Source organism: Halomonas sp. PAMB 3264, assembly GCF_031954245.1.
GTDB lineage: Bacteria > Pseudomonadota > Gammaproteobacteria > Pseudomonadales > Halomonadaceae > Vreelandella.
On the sequence record NZ_CP134866.1, the window covers coordinates 1,406,602 to 1,422,793 of the forward strand.

Genomic DNA, 16,192 nt, shown 5'->3' on the forward strand with positions numbered 1-16,192 from the left:
ATGGCGCTCGGCATTGTCATCCTGATGCGCCTCAATGCCTTCCAGCGCACGAAGGTAATAGGCGGGCAGGCCATGCTCGCTTGCCCCGGCAAGCACATGGTGCTTATCCTAGGTATATGTGCGCAGACCGAGTGCGGTGAGGTTGCCGATATACGCCTGCACCTCAAACTGCCGGTCAATGGCGAGATCCGTGACGGTAAGCCAAGTGTCGTTATACGCCGCGCCCAGTCTCTCATAGCGATCGAGCGTCGGCTTGTGATGAAACGCCATTTCCCAAATGACTCCATAGACAGCGGACTGCGCTAAGGCAGGCACAATATCGCATTTGCCTGAGCCTGAGCCGTCACTGCCGCGCTGGTGAAACGCTAGGCGGTAAGTGGGCAGAAGGGCCGTGGTCACAAAGCGTGCTGGAACGCGGGCCGCTAAGCGCTGGGTCGCCATATTGGAACCGTAGGCAAAATAGAGCATGGGAACCCTACTTGGTGTAGCAATGATAAAGTCGTCGCGTTTTTCCGCATGCGGAAAAAAAAGGGTGTGTCAGACCATGGGGCTAGCGGGTGTTTATGAAGTCACAGGGGATTCAGTGGCATAGTGTGCCAACATCTGTTCTGCGTTCGTTTTGATCGTCTCTCGCCATGCGTGAGGCGCGGTGACCTTGATATTTGGCCCCATACCCATCAACCACCACAGCGTCTGCTGATCATCCGGGACATGGGCGGTTAGCCGATACCAGCCGTCAGTGTCCGGCAACGCCTCTATCGACTGTGTGTCAGATAGCGGTGTTTCCTGTAGTAGCCACGCCACCGGCTTAGCAATCTCGGCTTCCAACACTACATCGCTAGGCCCTTGTCGATACCCAAACGCTCCGCCTTTGATGTAATCATCAATGTCAAAATCGTGCTGCTCTTGCCAGGGCTGCTGACTGAGTGTTGCCTGCTTCACGCGGTGAAGGGCGAACTGACGCAGATCCTTAAAGCCATCCACATGAGCTAACAGATAAGTGGCACTGTGGCGGCTCACAATGCCTTGAGGGTGGAGGGTAAACGCCTTTTCAGAGTGACTCGTGCGTGATAGATAAATAACGTCAACGGCTTTCTGCTCAAGGAGCGCCTGCGAGATGGTCTGCCAAGTTGCCTCGTTAATCTCTGCGGGAATCAGCGCCTTGCCATTAGGAATTGCGCGAACTTTACGCGCCCATTGACTCAGCCCGTTTGCACTCATCTCATCCAAGAGCTTCCGAGCATCGGTAAAGTGGGGCGAGAGCTGGCCGATCACTACCGGAGGCAGCAACCCCTTCAAATACTCTTCCGCTAATACTAGCGTTAGCGCACTGGGTACATCCAACGCGGGTAGCTGGCACTGGAATTCACGATCAAAATACCAACGGTAAGGTTTTTGACTATCGTCACAGCCAATCGGAAACTGTGTAGAGAGCTTCTGGCTTAAATCCCGTTGCAGTGAACGCGTATCAATATTAAACCCTCGTTCAGCAAGCTTCTCTTTCAGCACAGGCGTCGCGATACGCCCTGGATAACGTGGGATTAGCTGCAGCATCGTGAGATAACGGAAAAGCGTATCGCGGGATTCGGACATAGTAAGGCCAACCTGGGCTGTGCTAATGAAAGCGACGAGTTTAGCGTGCCTCACAAAACTTAGCGACCCGTGCTGGTAAAGCGCCGGGTTCTTTGGCTATAAGGTGTGCACGCTGCCGCCACATGGCAACGGTACTGTGGTCTATACAGGTATTGGGCAACTCATGCCATAAAGCGGCGGGGTGTATGTCTAAAGACGCCTCTACCGCAATATTGGGGTGACCTTCTAACCAGCGATACACACTCATCGCGCTGCGTCCCACGCAGACTGGAAAGAGCAGGCCATCGGCGGGGAAAGGAACGTCAAGCGCCAAGAGCAATGCATTCACCTCATGGTCACAAGCGAGATGCCAACGACGATTGTCGGCAACCAGTGGTGCGCTCAGATGACCTGCCACACAGTGCCAAATGAGGTGCGCTTGTAAAAACTGGCGGGATGTATCAGACAATGTGGCACTATAATCTGGACAAAAAAAGATCGACTTGCCATCCGTGCTGGCGCTATGGAATCGTGAGTCAGTGACAGGAGTAAGGGCTAGAAATTGGCTGAAAAAGTCCATAGCAGGCAAGGTGCATGCCCATCTTTCGCGATCAGCCTGCCACTTGGCCATTTCCTGTTGAGCATGATTATTTGCCATTACGCAGTTATGTATAGTCATTTTAAGCCCTACCTTCCCTGAGAAGAGGAGGGAGTGTATGGAGCTGATGCGACATTATGTGTCGTGTTAAAGCACTCCGTACAATGATTACTGTTCGCCAGATCTGAGTAAACTGAGATAGCTGCCTGATGCACATGTTCGGTTTTTGCAATTCTAGGAAGCAAGCCACCATGGACTCTGTAGGTTTATGTAGGCACTAGATTCTCTTTGTGTATCTTGCAGCACGGCTGCTGGCTTCTAGTCTTGAACGCTGGCGGAATATCCTGCCAAATCGACCTGGCTCAATACTCAATCCTGAGGGTAAAAATATGGTACTGTCTGCTCTCATCGTTATATTGATGTCGGTATTATTTAGCGGTCTTATTGCCTTGCTCATTTATGTGGCTAGACGGATGGATAGGAACGAAGAATCAAGCGTAGATAATTTTGAAAAAGATAGTAAGCGCTTACACTGCGGTGCTGATAAACGCTAAGTAATTGCTGAATGATTCATCGTTACAGAAATAAAAAGGCTATGGTAAATAGCAAAAAATTTAGCGGGGTTTTTTGTTAGCCATCGATGGATTTATCGCTCTAATTTTACCAGCACTGCTACTAATCAGGCAGAGTAAGCTAATCGCATTCCCAAAGTAAGGTTGCGACGCTAAGTGTCGCATAAACGTAGCATACTTGCTCCCAACGACCTCAGATGGGAGTCATTTCTATGTATGCAACGCCTGATCAAACTCAACAGCTGATTTCTCATCATGTACAGCAGCTAGATAGCGATCCCTCACTCGCGGACCAGTTGCCACCTTTGATGCTGTGGGGGCCGCCAGGTGTGGGCAAAAGTTCGGTGGTGCGCCAAGTGGCTGAGCAGCTTGGCATTGGTTTTATTGATATACGCTTAGCGCAGCGAGAACCTATTGACCTGCGCGGCCTGCCAGTGCCCAACCACGATCGTGGTGTGGTGGATTGGTTGCTGGCCGGTGAGTGGCCACGAGATCCCCATAGCCGCGGCATTCTGTTATTTGATGAACTCACTGCTGCTGACCGAAGCCTGCAGGTAGCCGCTTATGAGTTAATTTTAGATCGACGCTTAGGTGACCTTTATCGTCTGCCGCCTGGCTGGTTAGTGGTGGGAGCCGGAAACCGCAGCCAAGATCGTGCCGTCACTCAGACTTTCTCTAGTGCATTGGCCAACCGCTTCTGCCACGTCAATATCGCACCTGACTTAGACACGTGGATACGCTGGGCGGCCGGAGGCGGGCTACATCCGGATGTATTAGCTTTTTTACGTTTTCGGCCAGAATGCTTTTTCGATATGGAGGGAAATGTAGAGCAGGGCTGGCCCAGCCCCCGTAGCTGGACGCGCGTGGCAATGTCGCTTAGCCACACTCAAGGGCTTTCTAACGCCACTCAAGCCTTGATGATTCACGGCTTAGTCGGGCAGGGGGCTGCCACAGAGTTCCTGGCTTTTCGTGACTGGGCGCTCAAGTTGCCGGATATCCCCGCTATGCTCGCCGGGAAAGCGCCTATTTTGATCCCGGAACGGGCCGATCAGCGTTATGCGTTTTGTGCTGGGCTTGCTCATGCGCTATGGCAGAACGCTTCTGACGAGGCGCTCTACGATGCCAAAACTCAGCAACGTATAGCGCGTTTTTTTCAAATTAGCCAAGCCCTTAGTGCGGATTTTGCCACCTTGGCGCTGATTGATGCTATGCAGGGCGCTAATGACGCTCAGCAGCAAGCACGTACGCTAGCTTTAATGAGCCATGCTAGTTTTGATGCCTGGAGCGCACAGCACGGTAGTGTGTTTCAAACGCATCTGGTAGGCCACATGGGCGCTTCATTAGAGGAAACTCAATGATTGGCCAGCGTGGCCCCGATGCCGCTGAGCAAGTGCTAAAGCACCAAATACAGCGTCAATGCGAGGCAGATCGTGCGGTGCTGATGTCCGCACAGCCGTTTACTGCTCGATTACTTATGCAGTTGTCGGTTGTTGCTGTGGTCGATGACCGCCTGCCCACGGCTGGCACTGATGGCGACACAATCTTCGTAAACGCCGAGTTTATGACACGGCGTAGCGATGCCGACCGCCGTTTTATTTTGGCTCATGAAGTTTGGCACTGCGCCCTGGGTCATCATGCTCGTCAATTCGGGCGCCACCCCCATGATTGGAACCGAGCCTGCGACTATGAAGTGAACGGCATTTTGCGTGACGAGTTACAGCACTGCCCGGACGATGCGCTCTACCACCGTCGCTATTTAGGGCTCTCTGCCGAACTTATCTACGCCGACCTGCGCCAGTATCCCCACCGCCGCGAGCGGGGCCATGTTCTGGATGAACATGCGATCAACGTTGCTTTTGCGGCCTCGGGCAGCGTGATAGACCCAGACTTCTCACCTCAGCCCGTTACCCCAGAGAGTGCTCGCGCCTGGCAGCAGCGTTTAGTAGCCACTGCCCAGCAGCATCAGCGTCAACAAGGGCAGCTACCAGGTCACTTGCACGCGCTCGTAGAGCGCTTGCGCCAACCCCAGGTACCTTGGCAGAAGGTGTTAGCTAACCATATCCAGCGCAACTTAACGGGTAACCGGCAGTGGCTACAGCCGTCACGTCGCCATCTTCACCGAGGCCTATATCTACCCAGCCAGCGTAGCCAAACACTTTCTGTTGCGGTGGCCATTGATACCAGCGGCAGCTGCCAGCAGGTGTTGCCGTATTTTCTGAGTGAGCTTAGTGGTATGTTAGGGGCTTGCGACCGTGTCGCGTTGGACGTGATCGAGTTTGATAGCCGTATCACTCAACGACGCACGTTGAACGAAGGTCAGCTCCATGAACTCAATCATTGGCAGTGCCAAGGCGGTGGAGGGAGCGATATTTGCCCGGTTTTTGATATGCTCGCGAATAGCCCACCTAATGTGCTCGTCGCGTTAACGGATGGGTTGATTAAGGCTCCCCAGCACTCTCCAAATTACCCTGTGATTTGGTGTCTAACCGCTAACCACCGGGCCCCCGTGCTCTGGGGAGAAGCGCTGTCTATGGAGGGTAGCCCCGTCTCTGCGCTAGCGGGCTCTCACAGAAATACTACTCTTTCAAATGGCCGTTACGTTGATCTTGATGCATCGGGGGACATGCGGAGGGTGTAACGTTTGCAGCAAATTGCAGCTGTCCTGTTACTTGTAAGGGTTTACAGCATTTTTTTGTCAAGGTAATCTAAAAACGTTAAAGAGACACCTTTAACCAGGTTTGGCGACCTGAAACTATCCAAGGCGCATAAGCGCCACTGTCCATAGTAGGCGTTTTTTTGTGCTTGCTATGACTATGGTGGTCGTGCGTGGGAGACCTTAGGGTCTGCCGGTTTTTCCTTGGATACCGGTTCGCCAACCTGCGTACGGCCGCCTCCCTCCTGTTTGGCGACAGCGGAGACGGCTCTGATAAATCCAAGGAGCTGTTTGATGCGTTTCAAACCCTTCCCCAATTTTAGACTTGCTAGTCGCGCCGCTGCTCACCGTGCCATGGCACGTGCCGCACTCTTCTCCGATAGTAGCCTTCGCATTCGCTATCAGCGTTATCAACAGCATATGCAAAAAGCCCGTGATTTGGACGCCAAAGCTGCTTTCTCAGTACAGCCTTGTGCTGTTCAGGAGGAGCAGTCATGAGTCGCCGTCAAATTCATCCTGTGGCCGTTGAGCCGCTTAACACACTGTTAGCGGAGAAGGCGGTGGCAGATTCACCGTTTACTGTGTGTGAGCTGCGCGATCAGCTACTAGAACAGCCCAACCTAGCGGTATACGGTCAAAAAACGCTACGTCTTTATGTCCGCGATCAGATTAATCAACGTGTAGAAAAAGGCGAAGTAGAGCGGGTGGGGTTACATCCAGGCTTTAAGCAGCGTGACTTATTTAAGGTGATGGGTGCGGTACGAGTTGTGGATGAGCGTCGTTGTGTAGACAGTGCCCAGGCCTACAGCGACGGCGAGCCGTTAACCACCAAGCTTCGTCGTGATAGCGAACAGCTACGTGCGCAAATGGAGGCTAGCCATCTTCAGCTTCAGGCTTTACAAGAAATCGCTGATAAATATCCCGATGCACGGGATAAGATCACGTCATTGTTTGACCAGGAAAAAGAGCAGGCACGTGCGTTGGGCGAAAAGCTAAAGGCCTACGCCAAAGTGCAGCAGATGTTGGCCGAGGAAGGGAGTGACGCATGAAGCAGAGCGAAAAGCCAGCTCACTTGGCACAGCATCCACCTCTTCGTGACTGGCAGCAGCGCTGCCTTACGAAGGCGCTTGCTCAGCTGTCTCCCGAACAGCTCCACTTTCTCTGCCAAGCCACCCCCGGCGCGGGGAAAATGCTGATGGCAGCGGTGTTAGCCAACTACTTGCTCCAACGTGGGGAAGTTGATTTTGTGCTTTATCTGGGACCGAGTTGCGAGGTGGTTCGCCGTGCAGAAGAGACCCTTGCCGATGTAACGGGGCTGGCTGTAGATGGTGAACTTGGCGCACGTGGTGGGTGTTACACGTATCAATCACTCCGTACGCGTATACATGCGTTACAGCAGTTAGGTGCTAAGTATCGAGTACTGCTAGTCTGGAATGAGAGCCATCACGCTGGGCGAGTGGCCGGTGCGCAGAAAGGCGCGAATGAGTGGGGCCAAGCGCTGCTGTTGCTGGAGCGTTATATGACATACACCCTGGCTCTATCGGGCACACCATGGCGCACCGATGGCAGCTGTTTACCACTACTACGCTATTTGGATATACCGGCAGACGAAGACCTACCGCTTAAGCAACGCTTGGTGCCGGATTTTGTTTACACACTCCAAGAGGCCGTGCGCGATGGAGTGTGCCGACTGCCCTATATCAAGCTGATCGATAATCGACATATCGAGCTGACGATCAGCCATGCGAAGGGCAAACAGCGACCCAAGCAAAAGCAGTTTTCAAGTATTCCGCGCTTACTTCGCCATCTTGGCATCAGCTATGCCGATTTGTTACGTCATGAAACGGCAATGGAAGCACAGTTAACAAAAGGCGTCCGCCAGCTGAATGTATTACGCAAGTCGCAACCTGGGGCAGGAGGGGGGCTAGTGGTCGCTTCTGACATCGAACACGCTGAAGAAATTACCCAATGGCTGGTGGATCAGGGCGAAGACGTTTGCCTAGTGACTAGTAAAACGCCTAATGCGCACTCGAAGCTGCAGGCGTTTCGTGATTCGGTGCAGGCATGGATTGTGTCCGTGGGGATGATCAGCGAAGGCGTAGATATCCCGCGTCTACGCGTCTGCTGTTACTTAAGTCATATACGTACTGAACAACACTTCCGCCAGGTATTAGGGCGCATCATTCGACGTATTGGCCTACATGACGCTGACTGCTACTTATTTATGCTTAATGAGTCGCTCTTACGTCACTATGCACATCGTATTGCGGACGACCTTCCGGATGAAAAGGCTGTTGTTACAGTAGTTTCACCTGCATCAGCGCCTGATGTACACGGGTATGGCAACACCGCTCTAGGCGTACAGCTGGATAATATCACGTTGCCTGCGGCAGAGACCGTAGGGGAGGCGGGAACAGTAGTGTTTGGGGGATCGTCTATTACGGCCGCTGCTAATAGTGGAGCGAAGCCCCAGCCTCAGTGGGAACACGACATGGCGTTTTCACAGCGATTTATAGAGCACCTTGCCACGCTGAAACTCTAAACATGACATTGCCACATGGAAAATTGGATATGTCGATGCTAACGAGAAGGCGGATATCGATAGCGTAGTGCTTGCATCGTCCTTGCGGTGCCACAGGCATATTCATGTCCCTATGCGCTCTGCATAATTTTACTGTGTTTAGCTCCGCTTTCTGTACCGAATTTAAGGTCTCATAATGATATATAATTCAGTGGCTTATGTGGTTTTTTTAATAGTATGTGTCAGGTTAACGTGGTTCCACGAGTCTAGCTACAGTTAATGCGTTAGCTCTGAGGCTTGTTAGCGGATGCTTCCTCTGGGAGACATGCGCAATAGCGATCATCTTTGTAACCTCGGGGTGATCACTTTCCTCTGAATTATGTGTTTCTTCGTACGTGAACTAACTCATTCCAGCGCGTGGTGTAGCGTGGAGTGCAGTGTTCTGAGCGTAATTTCCAAGCATTGCCCATACGGGGAAGCCCTAGTTGGATTGTGCCTCGTCCTAGCTTACGATTGAGTTGGTCCATCGTGGCCATAAGCCGCTCGCTGCGCTTTGCTTCAGCTTCTGTTTGCGGTGTTTCTTCCAGTGTCAGTTGGCGGCTGGCTTTGGGAGTGAGGTCGAGGAGCATGGCGCCGGCTTTGTGGTACTTATAGCCCTTACGCCATAGCTGTCGCAGTCCTTGGATAGCGGCATGAATCAACGCGCGGCTGTCGTCCGTCGGGCGCTCTAAGGTCATTACCACACGATTACGATACTGCGGTAAGTCAGTTCTAAACGCATTCGTGCGCACAAAAACCATCACGGCGCTGGTAACGCTGTGCTGCTTGCGTAGCTTTTCACCTGCCCGAGCAGCAGTTAGTCCAGTCACAGCATCGACACCAATATGGGCCTTCATCCCGAAAAACCACTGGTTTCCCTTACGGGTTTGCTTCATCTCCGGATCACGTTGTTTTGCCTTGTTCTTAGTGGAAGGCGCCGCCGCCACAATGGTGGCGTCAACGATAGTGCCTTCTCGCATGAACAGACCCTGTTCGGCCAGACTGGCATTGACCTCCTTGAAGATTCGCTGGGTCAGAGCATGCTTCTCCAGCAGGTGGTGAAAGCGAAGTAACGTGGTCGCATCGGGAACACTCTCGATGGCAAGATCGATACCGATGAAGTCACGTATGGCCTGACTGTCATAGATGGCATCTTCAAGCGCTTCGTCGGCCAGACCGTACCATTGCTGCAAGAAATAGACCCGCAACATCCGTTCCAGACCAATCGGTGGCCGACCGCGCTTGCCCGACGATTTAGGGAAGTAAGACGGCGACAACGCCTCGATTAGGCGTTGCCATGGTATTAGGGCATCCATCTGTGCCAGGAACCGTTCCCGACGAGTGACCTTCTTCTTGTTTTGGTGCTCAGCCTGAGCAAACGAGATCTGCTTCATCGGAAACTCTGTCAGATAGTGGAAAGCTGTATTTTACTCTGCCGATAGCACTTAAGCAGCTACGGCAGTATTTATGCAGCGTTTCCTTAACCAATTTTCAATTTTTAATAGGTTATGTGTGATGAGTAAAATATAATATAGTCGTGTAGCGCGGCTAACTAAAAGTTAGCCAATTCCGTTGAGGGGGCGTAACAGGCTTTTGTATATCTTAATAGTTAATAGACTGTTTTGATTTGTATTATCAGAAAAGAGGTGATGAAATGTTTGGTTTTTTTAATAAAAGAAAAAAAACAGCTGTGGAAAAATCCATTGATAAAGATGGTGTTGAGCACGTTGCACACGTAATTTCAGACACTCTTTTAAGCAAGATGCCGAAAAGAGAAATAGCATACCAATTTATTCTGGAAGAATTAGATGCGGCAAGTAAAGGTGGTGATGTTGCTATTTATTTTGCCAAGAATAGTGGCATAAGCCCTGTGGAGTATAAAGGTGCTCTTAACAATTCTATGCCCGAGGTTGACGGCGAAGATGGGCCTCAGCAGTTGCTGGTTAAGATATGCTCTAATCTATTGTCAAATCCGGAAATGATGATGGATCTACGTATTCGGGTTGACGAAAATATTATGAAAGCATGGTCTTTTGGTAAATATACTTCCAAGATTAGTTTCGCTACTGACGGTATAAGGCTAGGGCATGTAGGTGTAGATGTTTTGTTTATCGTAAAAAATGATGATGTTATTTATATTAATAATAATGCCGGTCATTTATTTAAAAAAGAAGAATATGATGCCGTGGAATTGAAGGGTCGTGTCGTTAATATCGTTTTTGAAGACCAGCTGGATGGCACTAAGATTGAGTTTTTTGTTGCTTTTAATGAGAGTGATGCTTATTCCTTATTTACCCTTAGGGACGGAATGCGAGAAAGGTTAGACAGTGTTTCGAATTTTATTTTTACATACCCTGAGTTTGGTAGTCTGTTTTCTTTTTCAGAGTCTTATGCAACTCAATATCTTTATACATTTAAGTTGTATGGTAAGGAAGATAAGTTTTTTATGGTTAATTATAGCCAATCTGAAGCTTACCTTATTTCTGGGAACAAAATTGAAAGGGAGAATGTTGACGAAATTAAGGCTAATTTCTGGGATGCATCGTTATCCGATGAAATGTCAGCTAATGCTAATAAGAAACGACAACCATCTCAAAATGCTACATTCATTAAAGCGGGTTATTCATCAGATACGCGCTTTTACCCTGGCCAGCGGCTTCATCATGCGGTGTTTGGGGAAGGCGAAGTAGCCGCAGTAGAAGGGGATCCTAGCGATCCGGTGATTGATGTGCGTTTTGAACAAGCCGGACGCAGGCGGCTAATTGCCAGCCGTGCGCCGATAAAGCTATTGTAAAACACTCAAGTGCCGCTGTAAGCGCGTTTGAATGAGGGGGTGGGCGTTAAGGCCAGCTGGATATTGCTATCGGCTGGCCGTAAACCCGCCTCATTCATCGCGGCGGTGGTAGTACCATTATTTAGCGCTTTACGACTGCATGGTGGATGCGTTGAGGCTATTTAACGTCTTTTCGACGCGATGATGATGCGAGGTAGGTTTTTAATGTCCCGTTTTTATCGCGTTTTTTGCATAGATAGCCGTCTCTTACCGTTGATTACGTGAAAGGATTCATTTGTTCTCGATAAGGCATTATCGATTAGGGTGCCCACTGCCATATCAAGGTCTCTATTAAGTGACGCTGAGGCGTAGGACACGACGCCTAATCAATTATATGTACTTTTTCTGAAAGGCCGCTTTTGGCCGATAGTTGATGTTTAAAAAAAACGCTTGTTTGTTGCCGTCACATGATCTTTATAGAGCTGATAGAGTCAGCGAAATCGTTTCTGCCATGGTAATAGATTGTGTTAATCATACGGCCTAAGCCAAGGAGATTGTGAATGAAAAAAGTCACCCATATAGAAGAGTACGTTGTACCGCAGCTGTTCACGACAGCGTTTGAAGCTTATGAGTTTGAGCATCGGGCTAGTGAGCGCTCAAAAGGCTACATGAAATTGGAAACCTTTGGTCTACTGTGGGGCTACTCTATACCTGCAAAGGGTGATTTACCTGCACGAATCGTCGCTACTATGTCTACGGTTGAAACGTCAGCAACTAGGCATGAGGATTGGGTTAAGCCTAATTTCGACTCTATTATCGCCAAAAAGCAGTTTTTTGAACGGTATTGGCAAAATATTGAGCTGGTAGGCACCTTCCACTCTCACCCCTACGATAACCTGGATGACGTAAAGCGTAACAAAGGCTGGCAAGGCTCACCCGATGATCAAGAATTCTGGCCTTGCTTTCATCAGCTGGTGGCTCCTGAGCAAGAGCTTATGACTCATTTGGTGATTACGATCGCCAGCATGTCAAAGCGGGGCTGGGCATTACCTGCTCGGTTAAGGGGTGGCGAGCATGACAAAGGGTATGTGCTAAGCGCAGACGAACGTAAATTTTGGTTGCGTGCTTACGCGACGAATCAAACGTCAGGTGGCGAGTATGAGTTTTCAGATGACATGGGCCTGCAGGTTCCCGCGCTGCACGATTTCATGAAGTGGTCGTCGCTATACCCCACACATTTGTGAGTGCTTCTCTACTGTTTAATTGCGAACACCCTGTGTTCGCAATTGAGATAACGGCAGTCTTGTCTGCTAGCTGGCAGCTATGACCGTAAAGCCTTCAGATTCCAAAGGCTGCCCTGGCAAGTGTGTATAGGCTACTAACGCACCCTCATAAGCCGCCGCGTAATCTAAGCATGCCACGTTACGGCCCAAGCGGAGTGGGATGCCTGTCAGCGCATAATGACCAAAAAAAGCAGGATGGGCATTGATGGGGTGGCCATGCTCACGCGACAGGGTGGGTATGAGTTCCTTGGGGTGAGTCATACCTACGTCGTTAGGCCACCACCGAACACGCTTACGGGTGGTGCGAAATCCCGACATCGATGCATCGGGGCGAACAGTGTGTTCACAGCCAGCAACAATGCGGTCCATCGCGAAATAGCTCGTCGAGTATGTATCTTCATAGGCAGCCATCGCGGCATCATCCAAACAGCGAATGCCTGTTGCTTTGAGGTGCTGAATCGAGGCTTCATGCCACCAAGCATGTACTACACGACACTGTTCCAGTTCCAGAAAGAGAGGCTGTGTGCGTAGCCACTGAAATGTTCGAGCAGTAGTGCTAGGCCATCTTCCTCAGCGGCAAACTCATCGACCAACCGTTGGCGATCATAGTGCTGGCGCGTTGCCTTGATAAAGTCGCGTGGATTGTATTGATACTGATAAGCGTCTCGTACCCAGTTCAATTCGTGATTACCCACGACCATAAGGGCTTGGCCTGTATCGACCATTTTGCGTACCAAACGAAGTACCGCACCTGGCCAAGGTCCTTTATCAATAATATCTCCAACAAATACCGCTACATGCCCCGGTTGCTGCCAACCTTGCTGCTCTTTGCGATACCCCAGTTGGGCTAGGAGTGCCTCCAGCATATCTAACTGACCATGCACATCCCCAATGATGTCGTAATGTGTTGTATCACCCATGCCTTCTCTCCTTCCTTGTTGAGGTTTAACAGCATGCCATCCTGATGCGACGCTTGGTGTCGCAAGCAGGCGATAAGGTGTGGGAACAACCCGATGTAGAGGTGCTTAATGTCGCTCAATAACCGACTACCGCAACAACCGTTGGCCACTGTGAATGAGCAAGATCGCTATCGGGGAGCTCTATTGGGTTTAGCCGTTGGGGATGCGTTAGGCACCACGCTGGAGTTTTGTATTCGAGATCAAAACCCATACCATAAGGATATGCTGGGAGGCGGTGCCTTTAATGTTGGCCCTGGAGAGTGGACGGACGATACCGCCATGGCGCTATGTTTGGCTGAAAGCCTAGTGAATCGTCAGGCGTTTGATGCGCACGATCAGTTAAGCCGCTACGTACGCTGGTGGCGAGAAGGTTACATGGCCTGCCAAGGCCGCTGCATTGATATTGGTGGCACTACCTTGGATGCGTTGCAACGTTTTGAACGGACACAAGATATCAACGCGGGCGGCACCCAGGCGTATCAAAGCGGTAATGGCGGCATTATGCGTCTCGCACCAGCCGTTATGGTGGCGAATCGCGAGCAAGAGGCAGTGACGTTAGCCGTGCGTAGCAGTGTCACCACGCATGCCAGCCCCGACTGCCTGGATGCGGCTGCGTTAATGGGTGCGGTACTTTGGCGATTGTTGCAAGGCGAGCCTCTTCGCAAGGTGCTCGCACAGATGCCGACCACCCCTGTCCAAGGAAATCGTATCTTAGCGCTTCAGGCAGGGCTGTTTTGTGAACTGTCGCGCGAGGAGGTGTCTTCCAGTGGCTATGTCATCGATACCCTTGAAGCCGCGCTATTGTGCTGTTGGCAGGCACTTTCGTTAGAAGAAGCACTAGTGCTGGCCGCCAACTTAGGCGATGACGCCGATACCGTTGCTGCAGTAACGGGCCAGCTGGCAGGTGCCGCCTGGGGGGTTAAGGCATTGCCGGAGCGGTGGTTAACGACGTTAGCGTGGCGAGACAAAATAGACCAACTGGCAAGAGCGCTATACGCCCTCAAGCAACGTGGAGAATGAAATATGCCGCGCTTAGTTAAGACCACGATGGAGATTGGCCTCCAAGCACAGCGGGATATCCTATTTTTAACCTTTAAAAATGAGCGCCATGACGACGATATTTTTGGCACACACTGGGAGGAACACCAGGAGCGCCAACACGTCGTCGCGTGGCTAGAGGCCAACGATATTCCATGGGATCCTTGCGTGCATGTACGTCCTGGGATGACTCCTGATTTGTATCGTGGGGCTATTTATTTGGCGGTGGCACCTGATGAAGACAGCCCAACCTATCAAAAGGTGTTGTCATTTTTGGAGGATGAGACGGGAGAGTGCCGTTTTCCTAGTGTAGATTTTTGGCTGTACCGTCTGGAAACCATCAAAAAGCACAACAGAATGGCGTAATAGCGGCAATCTGCAACAGACTATGTCTAACCAGGTGCTAGGCCTAGCGTCTTTGAGTAGAATGCTAGTCAAATTGGCTTAGCCTGGTTGAGCCCCAGAGTGGCAAAGCAGCCACCGCACGTTAACAGGGAGGTAGCATGGCCACGATTTATCCACGCCTGAGCGACGCTGAGTTGGAAGCATTGCCTTCACGCGCCGAGGCAAATGTGTATCGCCAGCTGCGAGCGCTGGATTTTCTTGGCCTTGAAGTCATGCATAGCCTTGCCACACAAACCCGTAACGATAAGGGAACGTGGGTAGGTGAGATCGACTTCCTGCTATTTCATCCGCAATACGGTATTCAGCTTTGGGAAGTCAAAGGTGGTGGCGTGTGGCTGGATGGGGAAGGGCAGTGGTGGTCACAGGGCAACCATGGAACCCATAAGCTGACGACTACGCCGCTTGAACAGTTAAAAAAGCAGACAGGCAGCCTTGTGCAGGCGCTGAACCGAGTGTTGCCAGGTATCAAGTTACCCATTGCACCGGTGTTAGTATTTCCTGATACCCGTGAATGGCAAGGAACGTTTCCTGAACTCACCCTGAACCGCGACCACGTCTTGCTGAAAGGCGATATACAAAGCCTAAACGCTGAGCAGCTTACCGCACGTTTTCAAAACACCGCCTGGGCGGGCCGAGGTGCTGTCAATTCGCTACCGCTTACCAAACAGCAAACCAGGCTGATACAACACCATCTGCTACGCCCTGCGTGCGCGCTGACGACCAGCGTGGCTGAGCAAGCCCGTGATGTAGAAGCAGCGTTGTTTCGCCTGAGTGAAGAGCAGCAGTGGGTACTGCGCCTGTTAGAGCACATTCCCCGTATGGCGATTTATGGGGGAGCAGGCACTGGCAAAAGCGTGCTGGCGCGAATGCGTGCCGAGCAACAGGCAAGAGAAGGCAAGAAAGTGCTGCTGCTGTGCTTCAATATTGCCTTGGCAGACGCTCATCGCTATGCCATGGCCGATACTCAGCTCGGTATGATCGAGATAGCCACCTTTCACGAGCTCTGCCAAACACGGGCAGAGCAAGCTGGTATCAGTTGGCCAGTGCCGGAAGCGCCGAATGAACTACCTCGCTTTTACAATGAAACAGCACCGGACTTGCTCATTGAAGCCTTGCAGAAAGCCCCCGAACATTGGGATGCCCTCATCGTTGATGAAGCACAAGACTACGTGCCCGAGTGGTGGCTGCCGCTTTATGAAATGCTAGCAGAAGACGCCAGCGTGACGCTTTTAGCAGACCCTGCCCAAAATCTTTACGCACGGGATTATCACCTGCCTGTAGATGTATTCGAAGGCATGGTGCCGTACCCATTTACCCTGCATCGCAACTACCGCAATGCGTATGAAATTGCCTGCTGGCTAAAAGAGCGACACAGTGCAGCCGCAGAGCCAGGTGAACACCTGCCCAGCAGCCAACATGCAGTGGCTGTTCACACCTGGAAAAAGCCCGAGGATCAATGGCCGCTGCTAAAAAAAGCCATTGCCGAGCTGGAGCGAGACGGCTTCCAACCGCAAGATATTTTGTTGCTTACCCCCTTCAAGGTAGCTAACAGCCAAGTGCTGCAAGCGCTCATGGAGCATAGCCCGCAGTATAGCGAGCGTATGTTCAATGTCGCAGCGGTAAAGGGCTTGGAGGCACCGGTGGTGGTTCTGGTTGATATGTGTGCCAGCGTTTGGGCGGCGAACCCAAAGGTCGAATATGTAGGGGGCTCCAGGGCAAGAGTTAAATTACTTGTTTTTACCATGTTGTAAAGTTGATGCTTTTAGCAGACTTGTTGGT

Annotated in this window: 14 protein-coding genes and 2 pseudogenes; 10 read left to right on the forward strand and 6 right to left on the reverse strand. The window is 51.2% G+C overall.

The genetic code is table 11. The features are described from left to right. Positions 1-108: 108 nt before the first annotated feature. From RN347_RS06285 to RN347_RS06295, 3 genes are all read right to left on the reverse strand, one after another. Positions 109-468 (reverse strand): gamma-glutamylcyclotransferase family protein, encoded by a 360-nt coding sequence (locus RN347_RS06285; protein WP_311960570.1) that lies wholly within the window; start codon positions 466-468, stop codon positions 109-111. A gap of 93 nt (positions 469-561) precedes the next feature. Continuing rightward, positions 562-1,593: a WYL domain-containing protein gene (locus RN347_RS06290; RefSeq protein ID WP_311960571.1), complete on the reverse strand. Its 1,032-nt coding sequence runs from the start codon at positions 1,591-1,593 to the stop codon at positions 562-564. A 40-nt stretch (positions 1,594-1,633) separates the two neighbouring features. Continuing rightward, complete coding sequence (locus tag RN347_RS06295; RefSeq protein WP_311960572.1) at positions 1,634-2,251, reverse strand: DUF2201 family putative metallopeptidase; 618 nt, start codon at positions 2,249-2,251, stop codon at positions 1,634-1,636. A gap of 688 nt (positions 2,252-2,939) precedes the next feature. On the opposite strand from RN347_RS06295, the gene RN347_RS06300 reads away from it, so the two are divergent. From RN347_RS06300 to RN347_RS06320, 5 genes are all read left to right on the forward strand, one after another. After that, positions 2,940-4,100, forward strand: coding sequence for a MoxR family ATPase (locus RN347_RS06300; RefSeq protein WP_311960573.1), 1,161 nt, complete (start codon positions 2,940-2,942; stop codon positions 4,098-4,100). Beyond that, complete coding sequence (locus tag RN347_RS06305) at positions 4,097-5,380, forward strand: DUF2201 family putative metallopeptidase (RefSeq protein WP_311960574.1); 1,284 nt, start codon at positions 4,097-4,099, stop codon at positions 5,378-5,380. Before RN347_RS06300 ends, RN347_RS06305 begins: the two co-directional genes overlap by 4 nt. Positions 5,381-5,689: 309 nt before the next feature. After that, the gene (locus RN347_RS06310) at positions 5,690-5,893 is read left to right on the forward strand and encodes a hypothetical protein (protein WP_311960575.1); all 204 of its coding nucleotides are present in this window, start codon (positions 5,690-5,692) and stop codon (positions 5,891-5,893) included. Then, positions 5,890-6,444, forward strand: a complete 555-nt coding sequence (locus RN347_RS06315) for a hypothetical protein (RefSeq protein WP_311960576.1) — start codon at positions 5,890-5,892, stop codon at positions 6,442-6,444. Before RN347_RS06310 ends, RN347_RS06315 begins: the two co-directional genes overlap by 4 nt. Then, complete coding sequence (locus RN347_RS06320; protein ID WP_311960577.1) at positions 6,441-7,937, forward strand: DEAD/DEAH box helicase family protein; 1,497 nt, start codon at positions 6,441-6,443, stop codon at positions 7,935-7,937. The genes RN347_RS06315 and RN347_RS06320 overlap by 4 nt, the downstream gene beginning before the upstream one ends. 356 nt (positions 7,938-8,293) lie before the next feature. Here the strand turns inward: RN347_RS06320 and RN347_RS06325 are convergent, their stop codons facing one another. Both RN347_RS06325 and RN347_RS06330 read right to left on the reverse strand, forming a co-directional pair. Next, the gene (locus tag RN347_RS06325) at positions 8,294-8,716 is read right to left on the reverse strand and encodes a DUF4113 domain-containing protein (protein ID WP_311960827.1); all 423 of its coding nucleotides are present in this window, start codon (positions 8,714-8,716) and stop codon (positions 8,294-8,296) included. 54 nt (positions 8,717-8,770) lie between these two features. Then, positions 8,771-9,349: pseudogene (locus RN347_RS06330) on the reverse strand (IS5 family transposase); the annotation flags it as partial. Positions 9,350-10,584: 1,235 nt separating this feature from the next. On the opposite strand from RN347_RS06330, the pseudogene RN347_RS17110 reads away from it, so the two are divergent. After that, a pseudogene (locus RN347_RS17110) lies at positions 10,585-10,749 on the forward strand (hypothetical protein); the annotation flags it as partial. 539 nt (positions 10,750-11,288) lie between these two features. Further along, positions 11,289-11,972, forward strand: a complete 684-nt coding sequence (locus RN347_RS06340) for a hypothetical protein (protein ID WP_311960579.1) — start codon at positions 11,289-11,291, stop codon at positions 11,970-11,972. Positions 11,973-12,496: 524 nt separating this feature from the next. Here RN347_RS06340 and RN347_RS06345 read toward each other — a convergent pair. Next, positions 12,497-12,931, reverse strand: coding sequence for a metallophosphoesterase (locus RN347_RS06345; protein ID WP_311960580.1), 435 nt, complete (start codon positions 12,929-12,931; stop codon positions 12,497-12,499). 108 nt (positions 12,932-13,039) lie between these two features. Between RN347_RS06345 and RN347_RS06350 the strand changes: the two genes are divergently transcribed. The 3 genes from RN347_RS06350 (at position 13,040) to RN347_RS06360 (ending at position 16,164) form a co-directional block, all read left to right on the forward strand. Beyond that, entirely contained in the window at positions 13,040-13,990 is a 951-nt protein-coding gene (locus RN347_RS06350; RefSeq protein WP_311960581.1) for an ADP-ribosylglycohydrolase family protein, read from the forward strand. 3 nt (positions 13,991-13,993) lie between these two features. Continuing rightward, the gene (locus RN347_RS06355; RefSeq protein WP_311960582.1) at positions 13,994-14,374 is read left to right on the forward strand and encodes a hypothetical protein; all 381 of its coding nucleotides are present in this window, start codon (positions 13,994-13,996) and stop codon (positions 14,372-14,374) included. Positions 14,375-14,511: 137 nt separating this feature from the next. Further along, on the forward strand, positions 14,512-16,164 hold the full coding sequence (locus tag RN347_RS06360) for an AAA family ATPase (RefSeq protein WP_311960583.1): 1,653 nt from the start codon (positions 14,512-14,514) through the stop codon (positions 16,162-16,164). The last annotated feature ends 28 nt before the right edge of the window (positions 16,165-16,192 follow it).